The organism is Dactylosporangium sp. NPDC049140 (assembly GCF_040648435.1).
In genome coordinates this window covers 107,327-122,422 of the sequence record NZ_JBEZDS010000019.1, presented here as the reverse complement: position 1 = coordinate 122,422, position 15,096 = coordinate 107,327, and the positions used below count along the sequence as shown (strand labels likewise).

The window sequence follows — 15,096 nt, the reverse complement described above, 5'->3', positions numbered from 1 at the left end:
CCTAAAACTAACACTGTTAGTCGGCCCGGGAACCGTCTGCCCGGGGACCGCGTCCAACGCCCCATGAAGCGTCTCGTTCTCGCGATCGTCGTGCTCCTGGCCGGCTGCGGCGCGGAGGTGGCCGGCGAGCCGCCCGCGTCGTACGCGCCGGACGAGCTGGTGCTGCAGGTACGCACGTCCGGCGGCCTGGTCCCGGTCGAGACGCTGGTGACCGCCGTGCCGGAGATCAGCGTGTACGGCGACGGGCGCGTCATCACCCCGGGCGCCGCGTCCCACCGCTACCCGGCCCCGGCCGTGCCGAACCTGGAGGTGCGCCGCACCACCCCGGAGAACGTGCGGAAGCTGGCAAAACGGGCCCTGGAGGCCGGCGTCGGCAACGGCGCGGACCTGGGCACCCCGCAGGTCATGGACGCGGGCGCGACCATGATCACGGTCCGCGCCGAGGGCGGGCTGCTCACGTCGGACGCGCCGGCTCTGGGGGTGGACGACGGGCTGAGCATGTCGCAGCGGCAGGCGCGCCGGCGGTTGTCAGATCTTGTGCGGTACCTGCGCGAACTGCCGTTGGGCGCCTCGGTTGCCTACGAGCCTCGGCTGGTCGCGGCGGTGGGGCGGGAGTGGGTGGAGCGCCAGGGCGAGGTGCCGGCGGTCGACTTTCCCGGGGCTTCGTTGCCGGGGGGTCTTGTGGGGGGCCTGGGCGTGCCGTGTCTGGTTACGGAGGCGGGGCCTGTGCTGGCGGCGGGGCGGTCTGCGGATGCGCGTACGCCGTGGCTGTCGGGGGGCCGGCGGTGGGCGGTGTCGTTCCGGGTCCTGCTGCCTCATGAGTTGAGCTGTGAGGACCTGGTTCGGCGGTGAGGGTTACGTCGGTTCTGAGCCCTGCACGGCCCGCCACAGCCAGGCGCCCGAGTTGCGGCGCGAGAGCAGGCCCGTGATGCGGTACGCGAACTGCTCCACCGCCCCGTCCGGGCCGTGCTCCGCGCCGTCCGCCTCGGCGATGACGAACGCGCCGCCCGGCAGGGTGTGCATCGTGGCCGAGGTTGCCTGCCAGGTGTACGCCGCGGGCCGTGCGAAGAGCCCGTCAGGAGCTCCTCCTCGGCGCCGGCGCCGAAGCAGGCCAGCGCGGCGGCGAGCAGGGGTCACGGCCAGCGGCGGCTCGGCTTGTGCACCACGATCGCCCGCGACGACCCCGGCCACGCTGGACGGGCCGATGGCGCCCCACCAGACCATGTGCTCTTCGGGCCAGAGGTAGAACGCCACGGTGAGCAGCGCCATCCAGATCGCGAACCAGGCGCTGATCCTGCTCTTCACCACTGGGTCCGCCTCCTTCCTGCTCACGATCGGGCTCTTGCGAAAGCCCAGATCGGTCAGGTGGAGGGCGTCTGAACGAGAACCCGGGTGCGGGCTGAGTCCTCCGAGTTGCCGGACGGTACCGGCCGTTCGGATGACGTTTTGTGTTCAATAAACTACATGCGGTATTCGCTCTTGGCGCTACGGACGCCGAAGGGAAGGCCGCCAGGCCTGACCGGTGTCTGGCGGGAGCGGCGGTCCGCAGGTGACGCGGGCCCGAGCAATCCCGCTTTTCCGGCTTTTACCCTGCCAGGGTATAAATCCGAAATGTCGCGGCGCGGAGCGTCCGACATTTCGTGGGGCGTCTGTCAGCGGGCGGGGCGGCGGGAGGCGCTGAAGGCCAGGCCCGGCGGGGACGGCTCCGACTCCTCGGCCGTCTCGTGGTGGTGCTGCGGCTCGGCGTAGAAGCTCAGGCCGATCACGCCGGCCAGGGTCACGATGATGCCCACGGCCACCAGCCACTCGCGGTGCGGCCACACGCCGTCGCCGAGGAAGAACAGGCCGACCAGCGCGGCCGGCACGGCGCCCGCGGCGTCCATGGCGGCCACCGCGGCCGTCGTCGAGCCGCGCTGCATGGCCAGGCCCAGCAGCAGCTGGCCGACGAGCGAATGGGCGATCAGCAGGTACGACAGGGGGTCGGTCACGAACTGGGCGAACGAGTCGGCCGAGGCCAGGGGGCGGGAGGCCACCGCGGCGGCGCCGAACGCCACGCCCGACAGGGAGCCCAGCACCACCGAGCCGGGCGCGCCGTGCAGGCGCCCCGCGAAGAAGCCCAGCACCGCCAGCACGACGAGCACCACGATCAGGCCGATCACGCCGCCGGTGCCGAGCTGGCGGGACGGGGACGGCTTGGCCGCGAGCACGAGCGCGGCGATGCCCACCGTCAGGGCCAGCAACAGCGCGATCTCGGTGCGCGGCAACTTCCACTTGAGGATGAGCACGCCGAGGATGGTGGTGACGCCGAGACCGGCGGCCATGGCCGACTGCACCAGGAACAGCGGCAGGTCGCGGCGGGCGAAGAAGGCCAGCGCGAAGCCGGCGCACTGGCAGGCGACGCCGACCAGGTAGGACTTGTGGCGGCCCAGGCGCAGCAGGAGCATCGGCTGGAAGCCCTGGTGCAGGTCGGTGCGCGCGGCGGCGACGGACTGCAGCAGGTTGGCGACGCCATAGGCGGCGATCATCGCGCCGAGGAACAGCCAACTCCAAGATGCCACCCGGGCAGGATAGACCCCGCGCGGGTGCTGAGCATACGGACCTTTGGTGTTATCCTGACAAACCGGACAGCCGGGTCGTGCCCAAACGGGTGAGTACGTCCTCGTGCAGCGGGCCGTTCGTCGCCACCGCGCTCCCGCCGCCCGGGCTCGGGTTGCCCTGCAGGTCGGTGAAGGTGCCGCCGGCCTCGGTCACGATCGGCATCAGGGCGGCCAGGTCCCACAGCGAGAGCTCCGGCTCCACCATGATGTCCACGGCGCCCTCGGCCAGCAGCATGTACCCGTAGAAGTCCCCGTACGCCCGCTGCCGCCACGTGCGGCGGCTGATGTCGAGGATGGCGCCCAGCCGCCCGGCCTCCTCCCAGCCGCCGAGCGACGAATAGCAGAACGACGCGTCGGCGAGCCGTGACACCCCCGACACCCGGATCGGCGTGGCGGCGGCGGTGTGGCGCCCGGCGTACGCCCCGTGGCCGAGCGCACCCCACCAGCGCCGCCCGAGTGCCGGCGCCGACACGAGGCCGACGACCGGATGGTCGCCCTCCATGAGCGCGATGAGCGTGGCCCAGATCGGTACCCCGCGCACGAAGTTCTTGGTGCCGTCGATCGGGTCGATGACCCACTGGCGGCTGCCGGGGCCCGCGGCGGCCTCGGTCGCGCCGAACTCCTCGCCGAGCACCCCGTCGCGCGGGCGCGCCCGGCCGAGGGTGGCCCGCAGCGCCCTTTCCACCGCGGTGTCCGCGTCCGTCACCGGTGTCAGGTCCGGCTTCTCGGTCACGTGCAGATCCTGGGCGCGGAAGCGGGGCACGGCGATCGCGTCCGCGGTGTCGGCGAGCATATGAGCGAGGGCCAGATCGTCCGCGTAGCGAGCCATGGGCGGAAACTTAGCCGACGATCGCCACCTTCTGGCAGTACTGTCGCCGTTTGTGACTCCCACTGCCCTGTGCGGCCTGCTCGCCGAGTCCGACCGCCTGCGGGTCTTCGCGGCCGTCGTGCTCGGCGCGCGCACGCCCAGCGCCGTCGAGTCGGCCACCGGGCTGCCCGCCCGCGTCGTCGAGCCCGCGATCCGCCGTCTCCAGCAGGGCGGGCTGCTCGGCGTCGCCGGCGGCGAGCTCGCCGCGTCGGCGGAGACGTTCAAGGACGCCGTCCGTACGGCCGCGGTGCCCGCCGGTCCCCAGCCGCGGCTCGACCCCGACCGGCAGCGCGACCTCGTGCTGCGCACCTTCATCAACGACGGCCGGCTGACCCAGATCCCCGCCGCGCAGGGCAAGCGCATGGTCGTGCTCGAGCACATCGTCTCGTCCTTCGAGCCCGGGGTGCGCTACCCCGAGCGCGAGGTCGACGCGATCCTGCGCGCCTGGCACGACGACCACGCCGCCCTGCGCCGGTACCTCGTGGACGGCGGGCTGCTGTCCCGGGACAGCAACGTGTACTGGCGCTCAGGCGGCCCCGTCGTCGTCTGAGGGCGTGCCCTCCTTGGAGGCCAGCAGCCGGCGGAACGAGGCCAGGCGGCGCGCGTCGGCCGTGCCCTCGGCCACGATCTTGTCCAGGCCGCAGTCGCCCCCGGCGCCGGTGTGGTCGCAGTTCGGCGCGCAGCGCGTCGAGGCCTCCACCAGGTCGGGGAAGCCGTGCAGGAGGCTGTCGGCGGAGACGTGGGCCAGGCCGAACGAGCGGATGCCCGGCGTGTCGATGATCCAGCCGGGGTTGCCGGCGGGATCGCCCGGCATGCGCAGGGCCAGGGCGCTGGTCGACGTGTGCCGGCCCTTGCCGACCGCGCTGACCACGCCCACCGCCCGGTCGGTGCCCGGCACCAGCCGGTTGACGAGCGTGGACTTGCCGACGCCGGAGTGCCCGATCATCACCGACACCCGCCCGGTGAGCTCGGCGACGAGGTCGTCCAGCGGGCGGTCGGGGAAGCACAGCACATAGGGCAGGTCCAGCTCGGCGTAGTAGTCCAGCACGGCCTCCGGCCCGGCGAGGTCGCCCTTGGTCAGGCACAGCAGCGGGTCGATGTCGGCGTCGTAGGCCGCGACCAGGCACCGGTCGATGAACCCGGTCCGCGGCGGCGGGTCGTGCAGCGAGTTGACGATGACCAGCTGCTCCGCGTTGGCCACCACCACGCGCTCGAAGCGGCCCTCGGTGCCGCCCTCCTCGTCGTCGGCCGTGCGCATGAGCATCGAACTGCGCTCGTCGATGCGCACGATGCGGGCCAGCGTGTCCGGGCGCCCGGTCACGTCGCCGACGATCTGCACGTGGTCGCCGACGACCACGCCGCGCCGCCCGAGCTCCCGGGCGCGCATGGCGGTCACGGTCGCGCCGGTGCCGGCGATGTCACAGGTGTACCGCCCGCGGTCGACGGCGACCACGAAGCCCTCGACGGCGTCGTTGTGCTTGGGGCGTGTGCGCGTGCGCGGTCGCGAGGACCGGCTGGGGCGCACCCGCACGTCATCCTCGTCGTACTCGCGCTTCCGCGTCAGCCGGGCCTCCCTCGTAGCTCGACACCATGCTTGACCATAGCCGGGGAAACTCCGGCAGCGTCTTCGCGGTGCATGCCACGTCGTCGAGGCGCAGTCCGGCGACGGCGAGCCCGAGCACCGCGCCGGCGTGGGCGAGGCGCCGGTCGCCGTGCGTGCGCAGCGTGCCGCCCCGCAGGGGCCGCGGCCGGATGCGCAGGCCGTCGGCCTCCTGGGTGACGTCGGTGCCCAGGCCGGCCAGCGCCGAGGCCACCTGGGCGAGGCGGTCCGGGGGCTCCTGGCCGCGCAGGTGCGACGGCGAGTCGGCGAGCGCGGCCACCGCCGCCAGTACCGCCGACACGTCGGCCAGGCCGGAGAGGTCGGCGCTGACCCCGTGTACCGCCCCGGAGCCCCGCACCACCAGCCCCCGCGCGGTCAGGGCCGCCTCGCCGCCCATCTGCCGCAGCACGTCGAGCAGGCGCCGGGTCGGCTGGTTGGTCGCGGCCGGCCAGCCCTGCACGGTGACCGTCCCGCCGGCGACCAGGGCCGCGGCCAGGAACGGGGCGGCGCTGGCGAGGTCGGGCTCGATGTCCCAGGCCCGTCCCTTGAGCCGGCCGGGCTCGACCGCCCACACGTCCGGGCGGGTGTCGTCGACGCCGGCGCCGGCCGAGCGCAGCATGTGCACCGTCAGGGCCACGTGCGGGTGGGGGACCGGGGCGCCGACGTGGCGCAGCACCATCCCGCGGTCGTAGCCGGCCGCCGACAGCAGCAGCCCGGAGACGAGCTGGCTGGACGCCGAGGCATCCATGGTCACCGGGCCGCCCGCGATCCGCCCGTGGCCGTGCACGGTGAACGGCAGCCCGTTGGCGGTGTCGATGCGCGCGCCAAGCGTCCGCAGCGCGCCGATCAGCGGGGCCATCGGGCGGCGCCGGGCCGCGGGCTGGCCGTCGAACGACACCGCGCCGGTGGCCAGGCCCGCGACCGGCGGCAGGAAGCGCAGCACGGTGCCGGCCAGCCCGACATCGACCCGGGCCGGGCCCTCCAGCGGCCGCGAGCGCAGCAGCCACAGGTTGTCGTCGGCGGTCGACACGTGGCAGCCCATCGCGCGCAGGCCGGCCGCCATCAGCTCGGTGTCGCGGGCCCGCAGCGGGGCCCGCAGCGTGCTCGCGCCGTGCGAGACGGCCCCGAGGACGAGCGCCCGCGCGGTCATCGACTTCGAACCCGGCAGCCGCAGCGCCGCGTTCAGCGGGCCCGAGGCGGTCGGAGCCGGCCACGGTAAGTGCGTTTCCACGCGCTCAGTGTGCAATCAGTTTCGATATGTAGCGACCATCCGCGGAAGCGGCGGGGTTTTTTGTCACACCCCGCGGATACGGTGACGGCATGTGTGGCAGGTATGCGACCTCGCGCAGCAACGTCGACCTCAGCACGCTCTTCGAGGCGGCCGACGACACCGACGGCCTGGAGCCCGACTACAACGTGGCCCCCACCGATCCGGTGCCGGTCGTGCGGATCTCGCAGTCCGCGGGCGGAAAGGTCCTGTCCACGGCCCGCTGGGGGCTCGTGCCGTCGTGGGCCAAGGACCCGAAGGTCGGCGCGCGGATGATCAACGCGCGCGCCGAGACCGTCGAGTCCTCCAGCGCCTTCGCGCAGTCGTTCACGCGCCGCCGGTGCCTGGTGCCCGCCGACGGCTGGTACGAGTGGGTCCGCAGTGACGACGGAAAATCCAAGCAGCCGTACTTCATGACGCTCGGCGACGCCGAGCCGTGCGTATTCGCGGGGCTGTGGACCGTGTGGGGCAAAGGCGACGACCGGCTCCTCACGTGCAGCATCATCACCACGCCGGCCGTGGATGACCTGACGCTCATCCACGACCGCATGCCGTTGCTGCTGCCGGCCGAGCGATGGGGCGACTGGCTTTCCGCGGAAGCGGATGCGAGCCTCCTGTTGCCGACGCCATCGTCGCACGTCGCACGCCTGGAACTACGCCCTGTAGGGGCTCGCGTGGGTGACGTACGCAACGACGGACCTGACTTGGTAGCGAAAGTTCCGGCCCCTCCGCTGCGTTCCGGGGATGTGGATCCGATCGATCTGACCCTTTTTTAGGCTGTAAGTCCAGATAAAAATCAGACCGTTTTTGCGGATCGGCCAACTAACTCTTGAATTTGCCATCGTTAGTGCGATAGAACACAGCGCCGGTGGGTCTATGTCGGATGGGGGCATCCCGACGTTCATCCACCTTGCATTCGTTTGACCCACGGGGGAGGTGGGTGTATGACCCGGGCGAGGATGCCACGCCCTCATGAAGTCGCAGCCGCGCGGCGAGACCCGCGACTGCTCAGAGCCGTCAAGGAGCAGCAAGGCGACGGGGCCTGGCGGATCCGCGGCGCATGCCAGGCCGTCGATCCAGAAACGTTCTTCCCGGCTCCGACCGAGCCGGCCGATGCCGCGGTGGCCCTGTGCCGCACGTGCGACGTCCAGGGGGCCTGCCTAGCGTGGGCGCTCGACGTCGGCGACTGCCACGGCGTCTGGGGAGCCACAACACCCCGCGAGCGGCGTGCGATGCTCGTCGCATGGCGCAACGAGGGGCAGGGGCCGGGGGTTCCCGGCCAGAGCGACCCAAGACTCGGCGCAGTGGCGTACCTGCCGATCCTGCCCCTGCAGCGATCGGCTCGGAGCCAGGAGAAGCCGGACCCGGTCGGGGTGGGCGCTCCGCAATAAAGCCGTCCCCGTCCGCCGCCCGGTCACGTCCGGGCGGCGGACGGTCGGTCGCCACACCGCACGGGCCGGCGCGGTATCGCCTCGACGTGCCCGAGAACTACGGCGGGACGCTGCTCGTGCTCGGCCACGGGGCGGGCGGCGACGTCGACGCGCCCGACCTGGTGGCCGTGCGCGCCGAGGCCCTCGCCCGCGGGGTGGCCGTGGCGCTGGTGACGCAGCCCTACCGCGTCGCCGGTCGGCGTGCGCCCGCACCCGCCGCCCAGCTCGACGCCGCCTGGCTCGCCGTCGTCGCCCGGCTGCGCAAGAACCTCGAGTTCTCGGCGCTCGTCGTCGGCGGCCGCTCCAGCGGCGCGCGGGTCGCCTGCCGCACCGCGCGCGAGGCCGGCGCCGCCCGCATCCTGGCGCTGGCGTTCCCGCTGCACCCGCCGGGCAAGCCCGACAAGTCGCGGGCGGACGAGCTCCTGACCGGGGTGCCCACGCTGGTGCTCAACGGCGACCGGGACGCCTTCGGGGTGCCGGCGGCTTCCCCCGGGGTACAGGTGCAGGTTCTGCCCGGGGAGACGCACGCGCTGTCCAAGAATCCCGCGGCCCTCGCGGCGGCCGCCGCCGGCTTCGTCACCGGCGACGGGGCCGCCTCGTTGTAGGGAACGTGGCCGGTTGCGCCGGTCACAGTGCCACAACTCCCAGGCCCTTCCTGCTCCCGGCGGCCGGTCCGGTCCCAAGCGCGACCGGCCGCCGGGGCAGGTGAGGCAGGTCCCCTTCGCGGTGGAATGACCACGCCGGCTCCGGTGTTACACCAGCCGTGCGACGCTGCCGACGGCGCCGCCAGCGGAGGGAACCAGAGCGTGGCAACACTTGAGCGTGATGACCTGCGGATCCGCGAGCTGCTGTTCAGCCCGGCGTGGCCGGCGGCATCCGATGCCGAGCCGGATCCGGCGTGGCAGCCGATCACCCGGGAGCGGTTGACGGGCGCCACAAACACAGAATTCGTCCAGCAACTCGGCGTATCCTCGACCGGACGGTCGAGGGTGGGGGTCGCACGAGTGGTCAGCAGCGAGAGCGCGGAGCAGCAGCGGGTCCGGTTCGAGCACGACGCGCTGCCCTTCATCGACCAGCTGTACGCCGCCGCGCTGCGGATGACGCGCAACCCGTCCGACGCCGAGGACCTGGTGCAGGAGACCTTCCTGAAGGCCTACGCGGCATTCCACCAGTTCGAGTCGGGCACGAACCTCAAGGCGTGGCTGTACCGCATCCTCACCAACACATACATCAACTCCTACCGTCGCCGGCAGCGCCAGCCCGTCCAGGCGCCCACGGAGGAGATCACCGACTGGCAGCTCGCCGAGGCGGAGTCGCACACGTCCAGCGGCCTGCGCTCGGCCGAGACCGAGGCCCTGGACCGGCTGCCCGACTCCGACGTGAAGGAGGCCCTGCAGTCGCTGCCCGAGGAGTTCCGCCTCGCGGTCTACCTCGCCGACGTCGAGGGCTTCTCCTACAAGGAGATCGCCGACATCATGAACACGCCGATCGGCACCGTGATGTCCCGCCTGCACCGAGGCCGGCGCAACCTGCGCAAGCAACTCGAGACTTATGCTGCCGACCGTGGGTTCACCCGCACCCCGTCCGCTGAGCCGAGCGAGGTCTGAGATCCGATGAGCTGTGGAGACCCGCACGAGACCGACTGCAGTGACGTGCTCGCCGAGGTGTACCTCTACCTCGACCTGGAGTGCACCGACGACCGGCGCGGCATGATTCGCGAGCACTTGGACGAGTGCTCGCCGTGCCTGCGCGAGTTCGGCATCGAGCAGGAGGTCAAGGCCCTTGTCGCGCGCTGCTGCGGCTCGGAGCTGGCGCCGGCCGAGCTGAAGGCCCGGCTGCGCGCGAAGCTCTCGGAGTTCGTGGTGAACGCCGACTCGCGAGAACTGCGGACGGACTAGTTCACGCTGTGTGCCTTGTCGTTGCCATCGCGTAGAACCTTGATCGTCAGATTTGGATGGCTTGTGTAGGCTTAGGTTTGATCGGCCCGCACCGCCCGAGTCTCTTTTCCCCCCGGGGGCGCGCGCTGGTCCTCTCTTGGTCTTTGGGTTGCGCGTCCTCTTGGTCTTTGGGTTGCGTACCCCCGTCGCGGTAGGGCTCCGCGGCGGGTGGTGGCCCCGATATGCTGCGAGCGCACACGATGCAGCCGTGCCCTCGAGGGAGACCGGGATGTCCGACGAGATCCGTGCCGAGATGGTCGCCAACGTCTGGAAGATCACGACGGAGGTGGGCGCCGAGGTGGCCGAGGGCGACACCGTGGTGATCCTGGAGTCCATGAAGATGGAGATCCCGGTGATGGCCGAGTCGGACGGCACGGTGAGCCAGATCGCCGTGCACGAGGGCGACGTGGTGCAGGAGGGCGACCTGATCGCCGTGATCGGGTGAGTTCGCTCCCGCCGCCGGCCGATTCCGCGGCGATCCCGTCTTCGGGCTTCCCGTCACCGGGGGTCGCGTCTCCGGGGGTCGCGTCTTCGGGGGCCTTGTCTTCGGGGGCGCCGTCTTTGGGGTCTGCCGCGACGGTGGTGACTTCGACGGGTTCGGACCGCACGGCCGGCCGCGTGCCGGTGCAAGGCCGGACCGCGGCGCCGGCCACGGATGATGCCCGGACGGCTTCTGTCCGGGTGGATGTTGTCCGGCTGGATGATGCCGGCGGGGCGGGCGCGGGCGGCGTCGATGCCCGGCTGGATGGTGTCCGGGCGGTTGGTGCCCCGGTGGATGGTGTGCGGGTCCGCATGATCGCGGTGAGCGACTACGCGGACGTGTCGCGGCTGACGGTCGAGGCCTATCGGGCGGACGGGCAGTTGGAGGCGGCCCCCGAGTACGCGGCGGTGCTCGCCGACGTTGCCAGCCGGGCCGAGGCGGCCGACACGCTCGTCGCCGAGGTTGACGGGGTGCTGCTCGGGGCGGTGACGTTCACGCTCGCCGGCGGGAAGTACGCGGAGGTTTCGCGGGCCGGGGAGGCTGAGTTCCGTACGCTCGCCGTCGATCCCGCCGCTCAGCGGCGTGGGGTCGCCCGGGCGCTGGTGCAGGCCTGCCTCGAGCGGGCCGCCGGGTTTGGGTGTCGCGCTGTTGTGATTTGCGTGCGGGATGACAATTCGGGGGCGTTTGCGCTGTACGAGCGGTTCGGGTTTGTGCGGGAACCCTCGTTGGACTGGTCGCCGGTGCCCAAGGTCAACCTGCTTGGCCTGCGGCTGGAGCTGGCGAACTCCGATAAATAGGGTATATTTCGCCTTTATCGACCGTCGGGGGATATGTCCGGCGATGTAAAGAGTGATCGCCGGACCCGAGGTGGCGGCTGAGCTTCCGGCATGGCTGCGAGGGAATGGCGCGGATCACGTGGATCATGTGGATCACGCGGAGCGCCAGCAAGCCTGGGAGCGAAAAGCCGCAATTGCGCGGGAATCAGTCGTCTGAGTGATCCGTCGGCGGTTCGTCGGGTTTGGGTGAAATGCCGTGTTCGTCCGCCGACGACATCAGCTCCGACGCCACCTCCAAGGCCGCCGCTCGGCGTTCCTCCGGGGTGCCCGGTCGCTCGCGCAGCAGGAACCAGCTCGCGTGGATCGAGAACAGGGCCATCGCCCGGCGTAGCTGCTGCGCCAGGGACTCCTCCGGGTCGCACAGCAGGGCGAACACGCGCAGCATCTGCTCGCGCATGCGCTTGCCCGCCGGCAGGGTGTTGACCAGCGTCTGGTTGCGCTCGAAGAAGCGGATCACGTTCTCGTGCGCGAACTCGTCGTGCAGGACCGAGTAGCGCTCGATGAACCGCAGCCGCAGCGCCGTGTCGCGCGGCTCCGACTCGGCCCAGTCCAGCAGGGCGTCCACCGCCGCGATCCGCTGCTCGATCAGGCTCGACACGATGTCGTCCTTCGTCGGGAAGTGGTAGTACAGCGCCGCCTTGGTGACGCCCAGCTTCTCGGCGATCTCGCGCAGCGATGTCTTGTCGTACCCCTCCTCGATGAACAGGTCCAGGGCGACCCGCTGAATCTCGGCGCGCGCGTCCGGCCCGCCCGACTCGCCCGTCCGGATGCGGTTGCGCCCGCGCACGACCCGCGCGGCGGCGGCCTCCGACTGCGTGGCCTCTGACTGCGTCTCCATCGTGGAACCCATCCTACTTGACGCCCGGCTAGTACTCAGCTTACCGTACGGCTAGTAAGTTCACTAGCCGGTCGACAAGTAAGTAGAGGCGATGAAGATGGCGGACAAAACGGTGAAGGTCGTCCTGCCCGGCCTGCTCATGGCCATGTTGCTGGCCATGCTCGACAACGTGATCGTGGGCACCGCGATGCCGCGCATCGTCGGCGACCTCGGCGGGGTCGACCATCTGTCCTGGGTGGTCACGGCGTACGTGCTCGGCACGACGGTCTCGACCCCGCTCTGGGGCAAGCTCGGCGACCTCTACGGCCGCAAGAACGTCTTCATGACCTCGATCGTGCTGTTCCTGCTCGGCTCGGCGCTGTGCGGCTTCGCGCAGAGCATGCCCGAGCTCATCGGCTTCCGCGCGTTCCAGGGCCTCGGCGCGGGCGGCCTGATGGTCGGGGCGATGGCGGTGCTGGGCGACCTGGTGCCGCCCCGCGACCGCGGCAAGTACCAGGGGCAGTTCGCCGCCGTCATGGCGGTCGCGATGGTCGCCGGGCCGCTCGTCGGCGGCTTCATCACCGACCACGCGAACTGGCGCTGGGCGTTCTTCGTCAACCTGCCGCTGGGCGGGGCCGCGCTGATCCTGCTCGCGCTGACGCTGCGCCTGCCGAAGCGGCGCACCGAGCACCGCATCGACTGGCTCGGCGCGCTGCTGCTGTCGATCGGCGTGACCGCGCTCGTGCTCATCACGACGTGGGGCGGCTCGCAGTACGCGTGGGGCTCGGCCGAGATCCGCGGGCTCGGCGTGGTCGCCGTGCTCGGGCTCGCCGCCTTCGTGCTCGTCGAGCGGCGGCATCCGGAACCGATCGTGCCGCTGGCGGTGTTCGCCAACCGCAACTTCACGCTCGTCGCGGTGCTCGGGTTCCTCGTCGGGTTCGCGATGTTCGGGGCGATCACGTTCCTGCCGCTGTACCAGCAGATCGTGCAGGGCGCCTCGGCCACGAACTCGGGGCTGCTCCTGCTGCCGATGATGGGCGGCCTGCTGGTGACCTCGCTGGTGGTCGGGCGGGCGATCACGAGGACGGGGCGGTACCGCATCTTCCCGATCATCGGCGGGGTCCTGATGATCGCGGCCATGCTGCTGCTGTCCCAGCTCGACGCGCACACGTCGAAGCTCACGTCGGGCCTGTTCATGGCGGTGCTGGGCCTGGCCCTGGGCTGCCTGATGCAGACCACGATGCTCATCGCGCAGAACAGCGTCGAGGTCAAGGACCTGGGCGTGGCCAGCAGTACCGCCACGTTCGCCCGGTCGATCGGCGGCGCGTTCGGCGTGGCCGTCTTCGGGGCGATCTTCAACCACCGGCTGCACTCGATGCTCGGCGAGCGGCTCGGCACCGCGGCGGCGAGCCGGCTGTCCAGCGGCGGCGGGGGCGCGCGGATCGACCCCGACACCCTGGCCCAGTTGCCGGCGCCCGTGCGGACCGCGGTCATCGACTCGATCGCCGGCGCGACCTCGGGCGTCTTCCTGTGGGCGACGGTTGCCGCGGTACTCGTGCCGGTGATCGCGTTCTTCATCCGTGAGGTCGCCCTGCGCGGCGGGCCCGCCGAGGAGGCCGAGCGCACGCTCATTGCGCAGGAAGGGTAGTTTCGCGCAGGAGGTGCGCAAAATAGCGGCGTGAACTAGCGATCGGTGCGCGAAACTGCCAGACTATGAGCAGGAACGCGCATCGATCACTCATTTGGAGGAATCGACCATGACCGGCGCCGGGATGAAGGCCGACATCGCCGAACAGCCGGAGGTGTTCGCTCGCCTGCTCGACGAGCGCGCCGGCCAGATCGCCGAGGTCGCCACGAAGATCGCGGAGTGGAAGCCGCGCAGCGTCGTGTTCACCGCGCGCGGCACCTCCGACCACGCGGCCCTCTACGCCGCCTACCTGACCGAGATCCGCCTCGGCATCCCGGCCGGGCTGGCCAGCCCGTCGGCGGTGACCGTGTACGGCGCCCGCCCGGACCTGCGCGACACGCTCGTCGTCGGGGTCAGCCAGAGCGGCGGCTCGCCCGACCTGCACGAGGTGCTGCGCGTCGCGCGCGAGCAGGGCGCGCACACCCTGGCCGTGACCAACAACGCCGAGTCGCCGCTGGCGAACGCGGCCGAGCTGCACATCGACGTCGCCGCCGGGCACGAGGTGGCGGTGGCGGCCACGAAGACGTACACCGCGGAGCTCCTCGCTCTGCTCATGCTCGTGGAGAGCGTCCGCGGCGGCGGCGCCCTGCCCGCCGAGGAGCGTGCCGAGCTCGCCCGGATTCCGGGGTACGCCCGGGAGGTGCTGGCCGACGACAGCGTCGTCGACCTCGCCGCGCGGTACCGCTTCGCCGGCCGCCTGGTCACGACGGGCCGGGGGTACGCCTACCCGACCGCCCGGGAGACCGCGCTCAAGCTCATGGAGACCTGCTACCTGGCCGGCCTCGCGTTCTCCGGGGCCGACCTGCTGCACGGCCCCCTCGCCATGGCCGACCCGGACGTGCCGGTGCTCGCGGTCGTCGGCAACGGCCCCGCGGGGCAGTCGATGCGCGACGTGGTCGCCCGCCTCGGCGAGCGCCGCGCCGACACGGTCGTCTTCGGGCCGGCCGCGGTCGAGGGCGCCTCGGGCTGGGTGCGCACCCCGGACGTGGACGAGCGCTACGCCCCGCTGCTGGACATCCTGCCGCTGCAGCGCCTCGCGCTCTCCCTCGCGCTGCTGCGCGGCGAGAACCCCGACGCCCCGCGCGGCCTCAAGAAGGTGACGACGACGCTGTAGCGGCCGACGCCGACACGGCGGTGACCGGGATGATCGCGGGGCGACCCTCCGCGAGTTCCTTGGTCGGGAACGAGGTGGCCGGGCGGCCGCCCACCGAGATCTGGTACGTCGCCCGGCTCCCCGCCACGTTGCGCACCTCGAACGCGAAGTTGCAGTCGAAGCCGCTCCCGTCGGGCGCCAGCACCCCGCCCGACAGCTCGGCCGCGGCGATCGGGTGCCCCTCGACGTCGGCGATCCGGACCGTTGCGCCCTGGTACACGTCCGGCACCGACGAGGGCGCGAGGCACGCGCTGCCGGTCGCGCCCGCGGCGGCACCGGCCACGCTGACGTACCCGTGCAGCAGGAACCCGTCGGGCTTGGACGTCTCGTCGTGGCGGCCGAGCCAGCCGCATCCGCCCAGGGAGAAGCCGGTCGAGAGCACCAACAGCAGGGGAAGTACCGAACGCCGCACGCGGCAACCTT

The 15,096-nt window shown here is 71.8% G+C and carries 18 protein-coding genes; 11 read left to right on the top strand and 7 right to left on the bottom strand.

What is annotated here, in order from left to right; translation table 11 throughout:
- Window positions 1-63: 63 nt before the first annotated feature.
- Window positions 64-852 (top strand): hypothetical protein, encoded by a 789-nt coding sequence (locus tag AB0B76_RS28505; protein WP_360381280.1) that lies wholly within the window; start codon window positions 64-66, stop codon window positions 850-852.
- A gap of 3 nt (window positions 853-855) precedes the next feature.
- Here the strand turns inward: AB0B76_RS28505 and AB0B76_RS28500 are convergent, their stop codons facing one another.
- From AB0B76_RS28500 to hisN, 3 genes are all read right to left on the bottom strand, one after another.
- On the bottom strand, window positions 856-1,305 hold the full coding sequence (locus AB0B76_RS28500; protein ID WP_360381277.1) for a hypothetical protein: 450 nt from the start codon (window positions 1,303-1,305) through the stop codon (window positions 856-858).
- Window positions 1,306-1,652: 347 nt separating this feature from the next.
- Window positions 1,653-2,525: a hypothetical protein gene (locus AB0B76_RS28495; RefSeq protein ID WP_360381395.1), complete on the bottom strand. Its 873-nt coding sequence runs from the start codon at window positions 2,523-2,525 to the stop codon at window positions 1,653-1,655.
- An 82-nt stretch (window positions 2,526-2,607) separates the two neighbouring features.
- Window positions 2,608-3,426 (bottom strand): histidinol-phosphatase, encoded by an 819-nt coding sequence (gene hisN, locus AB0B76_RS28490; protein WP_360381274.1) that lies wholly within the window; start codon window positions 3,424-3,426, stop codon window positions 2,608-2,610.
- A 52-nt stretch (window positions 3,427-3,478) separates the two neighbouring features.
- Here hisN and AB0B76_RS28485 point away from each other — a divergent pair, with 52 nt between their 5' ends.
- The gene (locus tag AB0B76_RS28485; protein ID WP_360381272.1) at window positions 3,479-4,015 is read left to right on the top strand and encodes a DUF2087 domain-containing protein; all 537 of its coding nucleotides are present in this window, start codon (window positions 3,479-3,481) and stop codon (window positions 4,013-4,015) included.
- On the opposite strand, the gene rsgA is transcribed toward AB0B76_RS28485, so the two are convergent.
- Both rsgA and aroA read right to left on the bottom strand, forming a co-directional pair.
- Window positions 3,992-4,990, bottom strand: a complete 999-nt coding sequence (rsgA, locus tag AB0B76_RS28480) for a ribosome small subunit-dependent GTPase A (RefSeq protein ID WP_360381394.1) — start codon at window positions 4,988-4,990, stop codon at window positions 3,992-3,994. The genes AB0B76_RS28485 and rsgA overlap by 24 nt on opposite strands.
- Before the next feature lie 7 nt (window positions 4,991-4,997).
- Entirely contained in the window at window positions 4,998-6,296 is a 1,299-nt protein-coding gene (gene aroA, locus AB0B76_RS28475) for a 3-phosphoshikimate 1-carboxyvinyltransferase (RefSeq protein WP_360381269.1), read from the bottom strand.
- 89 nt (window positions 6,297-6,385) lie between these two features.
- Between aroA and AB0B76_RS28470 the strand changes: the two genes are divergently transcribed.
- The 7 genes from AB0B76_RS28470 to AB0B76_RS28440 all read left to right on the top strand — a co-directional run bounded on the left by AB0B76_RS28470 (window position 6,386) and on the right by AB0B76_RS28440 (window position 10,977).
- On the top strand, window positions 6,386-7,108 hold the full coding sequence (locus AB0B76_RS28470; RefSeq protein ID WP_360381266.1) for an SOS response-associated peptidase: 723 nt from the start codon (window positions 6,386-6,388) through the stop codon (window positions 7,106-7,108).
- A gap of 168 nt (window positions 7,109-7,276) precedes the next feature.
- Window positions 7,277-7,723, top strand: coding sequence for a WhiB family transcriptional regulator (locus AB0B76_RS28465; protein ID WP_360381263.1), 447 nt, complete (start codon window positions 7,277-7,279; stop codon window positions 7,721-7,723).
- Window positions 7,724-7,809: 86 nt separating this feature from the next.
- The gene (locus AB0B76_RS28460) at window positions 7,810-8,367 is read left to right on the top strand and encodes an alpha/beta family hydrolase (RefSeq protein WP_360381260.1); all 558 of its coding nucleotides are present in this window, start codon (window positions 7,810-7,812) and stop codon (window positions 8,365-8,367) included.
- Window positions 8,368-8,568: 201 nt separating this feature from the next.
- Window positions 8,569-9,369, top strand: coding sequence for a sigma-70 family RNA polymerase sigma factor (locus tag AB0B76_RS28455; RefSeq protein WP_360381258.1), 801 nt, complete (start codon window positions 8,569-8,571; stop codon window positions 9,367-9,369).
- A gap of 6 nt (window positions 9,370-9,375) precedes the next feature.
- A complete protein-coding gene (gene rsrA / locus AB0B76_RS28450; protein WP_360381255.1) occupies window positions 9,376-9,660 on the top strand; it encodes a mycothiol system anti-sigma-R factor in 285 nt (94 codons plus the stop codon).
- 268 nt (window positions 9,661-9,928) lie between these two features.
- Complete coding sequence (locus AB0B76_RS28445; protein ID WP_360381392.1) at window positions 9,929-10,144, top strand: biotin/lipoyl-binding carrier protein; 216 nt, start codon at window positions 9,929-9,931, stop codon at window positions 10,142-10,144.
- Window positions 10,145-10,491: 347 nt separating this feature from the next.
- On the top strand, window positions 10,492-10,977 hold the full coding sequence (locus tag AB0B76_RS28440; RefSeq protein WP_360381391.1) for a GNAT family N-acetyltransferase: 486 nt from the start codon (window positions 10,492-10,494) through the stop codon (window positions 10,975-10,977).
- 184 nt (window positions 10,978-11,161) lie between these two features.
- On the opposite strand, the gene AB0B76_RS28435 is transcribed toward AB0B76_RS28440, so the two are convergent.
- Complete coding sequence (locus AB0B76_RS28435; protein ID WP_360381253.1) at window positions 11,162-11,854, bottom strand: helix-turn-helix domain-containing protein; 693 nt, start codon at window positions 11,852-11,854, stop codon at window positions 11,162-11,164.
- Between the two features lie 97 nt (window positions 11,855-11,951).
- Between AB0B76_RS28435 and AB0B76_RS28430 the strand changes: the two genes are divergently transcribed.
- Window positions 11,952-13,481: an MDR family MFS transporter gene (locus tag AB0B76_RS28430; protein ID WP_360381390.1), complete on the top strand. Its 1,530-nt coding sequence runs from the start codon at window positions 11,952-11,954 to the stop codon at window positions 13,479-13,481.
- A 124-nt stretch (window positions 13,482-13,605) separates the two neighbouring features.
- Entirely contained in the window at window positions 13,606-14,634 is a 1,029-nt protein-coding gene (locus AB0B76_RS28425) for an SIS domain-containing protein (RefSeq protein WP_360381388.1), read from the top strand.
- Here AB0B76_RS28425 and AB0B76_RS28420 read toward each other — a convergent pair.
- Window positions 14,609-15,085, bottom strand: a complete 477-nt coding sequence (locus tag AB0B76_RS28420; RefSeq protein WP_360381251.1) for a hypothetical protein — start codon at window positions 15,083-15,085, stop codon at window positions 14,609-14,611. The two genes, AB0B76_RS28425 and AB0B76_RS28420, sit on opposite strands and share 26 nt — an antisense overlap.
- Window positions 15,086-15,096: the final 11 nt, after the last annotated feature.

Coding starts and splice junctions, on each gene's coding strand:
- AB0B76_RS28505 (WP_360381280.1), top strand. CDS start 64: ATGAAGCGTCTCGTTCTCGCGATCGTCGTGCTCCTGGCCGGCTGCGGC.
- AB0B76_RS28495 (WP_360381395.1), bottom strand. CDS start 2,525: ATGATCGCCGCCTATGGCGTCGCCAACCTGCTGCAGTCCGTCGCCGCC.
- hisN (WP_360381274.1), bottom strand. CDS start 3,426: ATGGCTCGCTACGCGGACGATCTGGCCCTCGCTCATATGCTCGCCGAC.
- AB0B76_RS28470 (WP_360381266.1), top strand. CDS start 6,386: ATGTGTGGCAGGTATGCGACCTCGCGCAGCAACGTCGACCTCAGCACG.
- AB0B76_RS28465 (WP_360381263.1), top strand. CDS start 7,277: ATGACCCGGGCGAGGATGCCACGCCCTCATGAAGTCGCAGCCGCGCGG.
- rsrA (WP_360381255.1), top strand. CDS start 9,376: ATGAGCTGTGGAGACCCGCACGAGACCGACTGCAGTGACGTGCTCGCC.
- AB0B76_RS28445 (WP_360381392.1), top strand. CDS start 9,929: ATGTCCGACGAGATCCGTGCCGAGATGGTCGCCAACGTCTGGAAGATC.
- AB0B76_RS28440 (WP_360381391.1), top strand. CDS start 10,492: ATGATCGCGGTGAGCGACTACGCGGACGTGTCGCGGCTGACGGTCGAG.
- AB0B76_RS28435 (WP_360381253.1), bottom strand. CDS start 11,854: ATGGAGACGCAGTCAGAGGCCACGCAGTCGGAGGCCGCCGCCGCGCGG.
- AB0B76_RS28430 (WP_360381390.1), top strand. CDS start 11,952: ATGGCGGACAAAACGGTGAAGGTCGTCCTGCCCGGCCTGCTCATGGCC.
- AB0B76_RS28425 (WP_360381388.1), top strand. CDS start 13,606: ATGAAGGCCGACATCGCCGAACAGCCGGAGGTGTTCGCTCGCCTGCTC.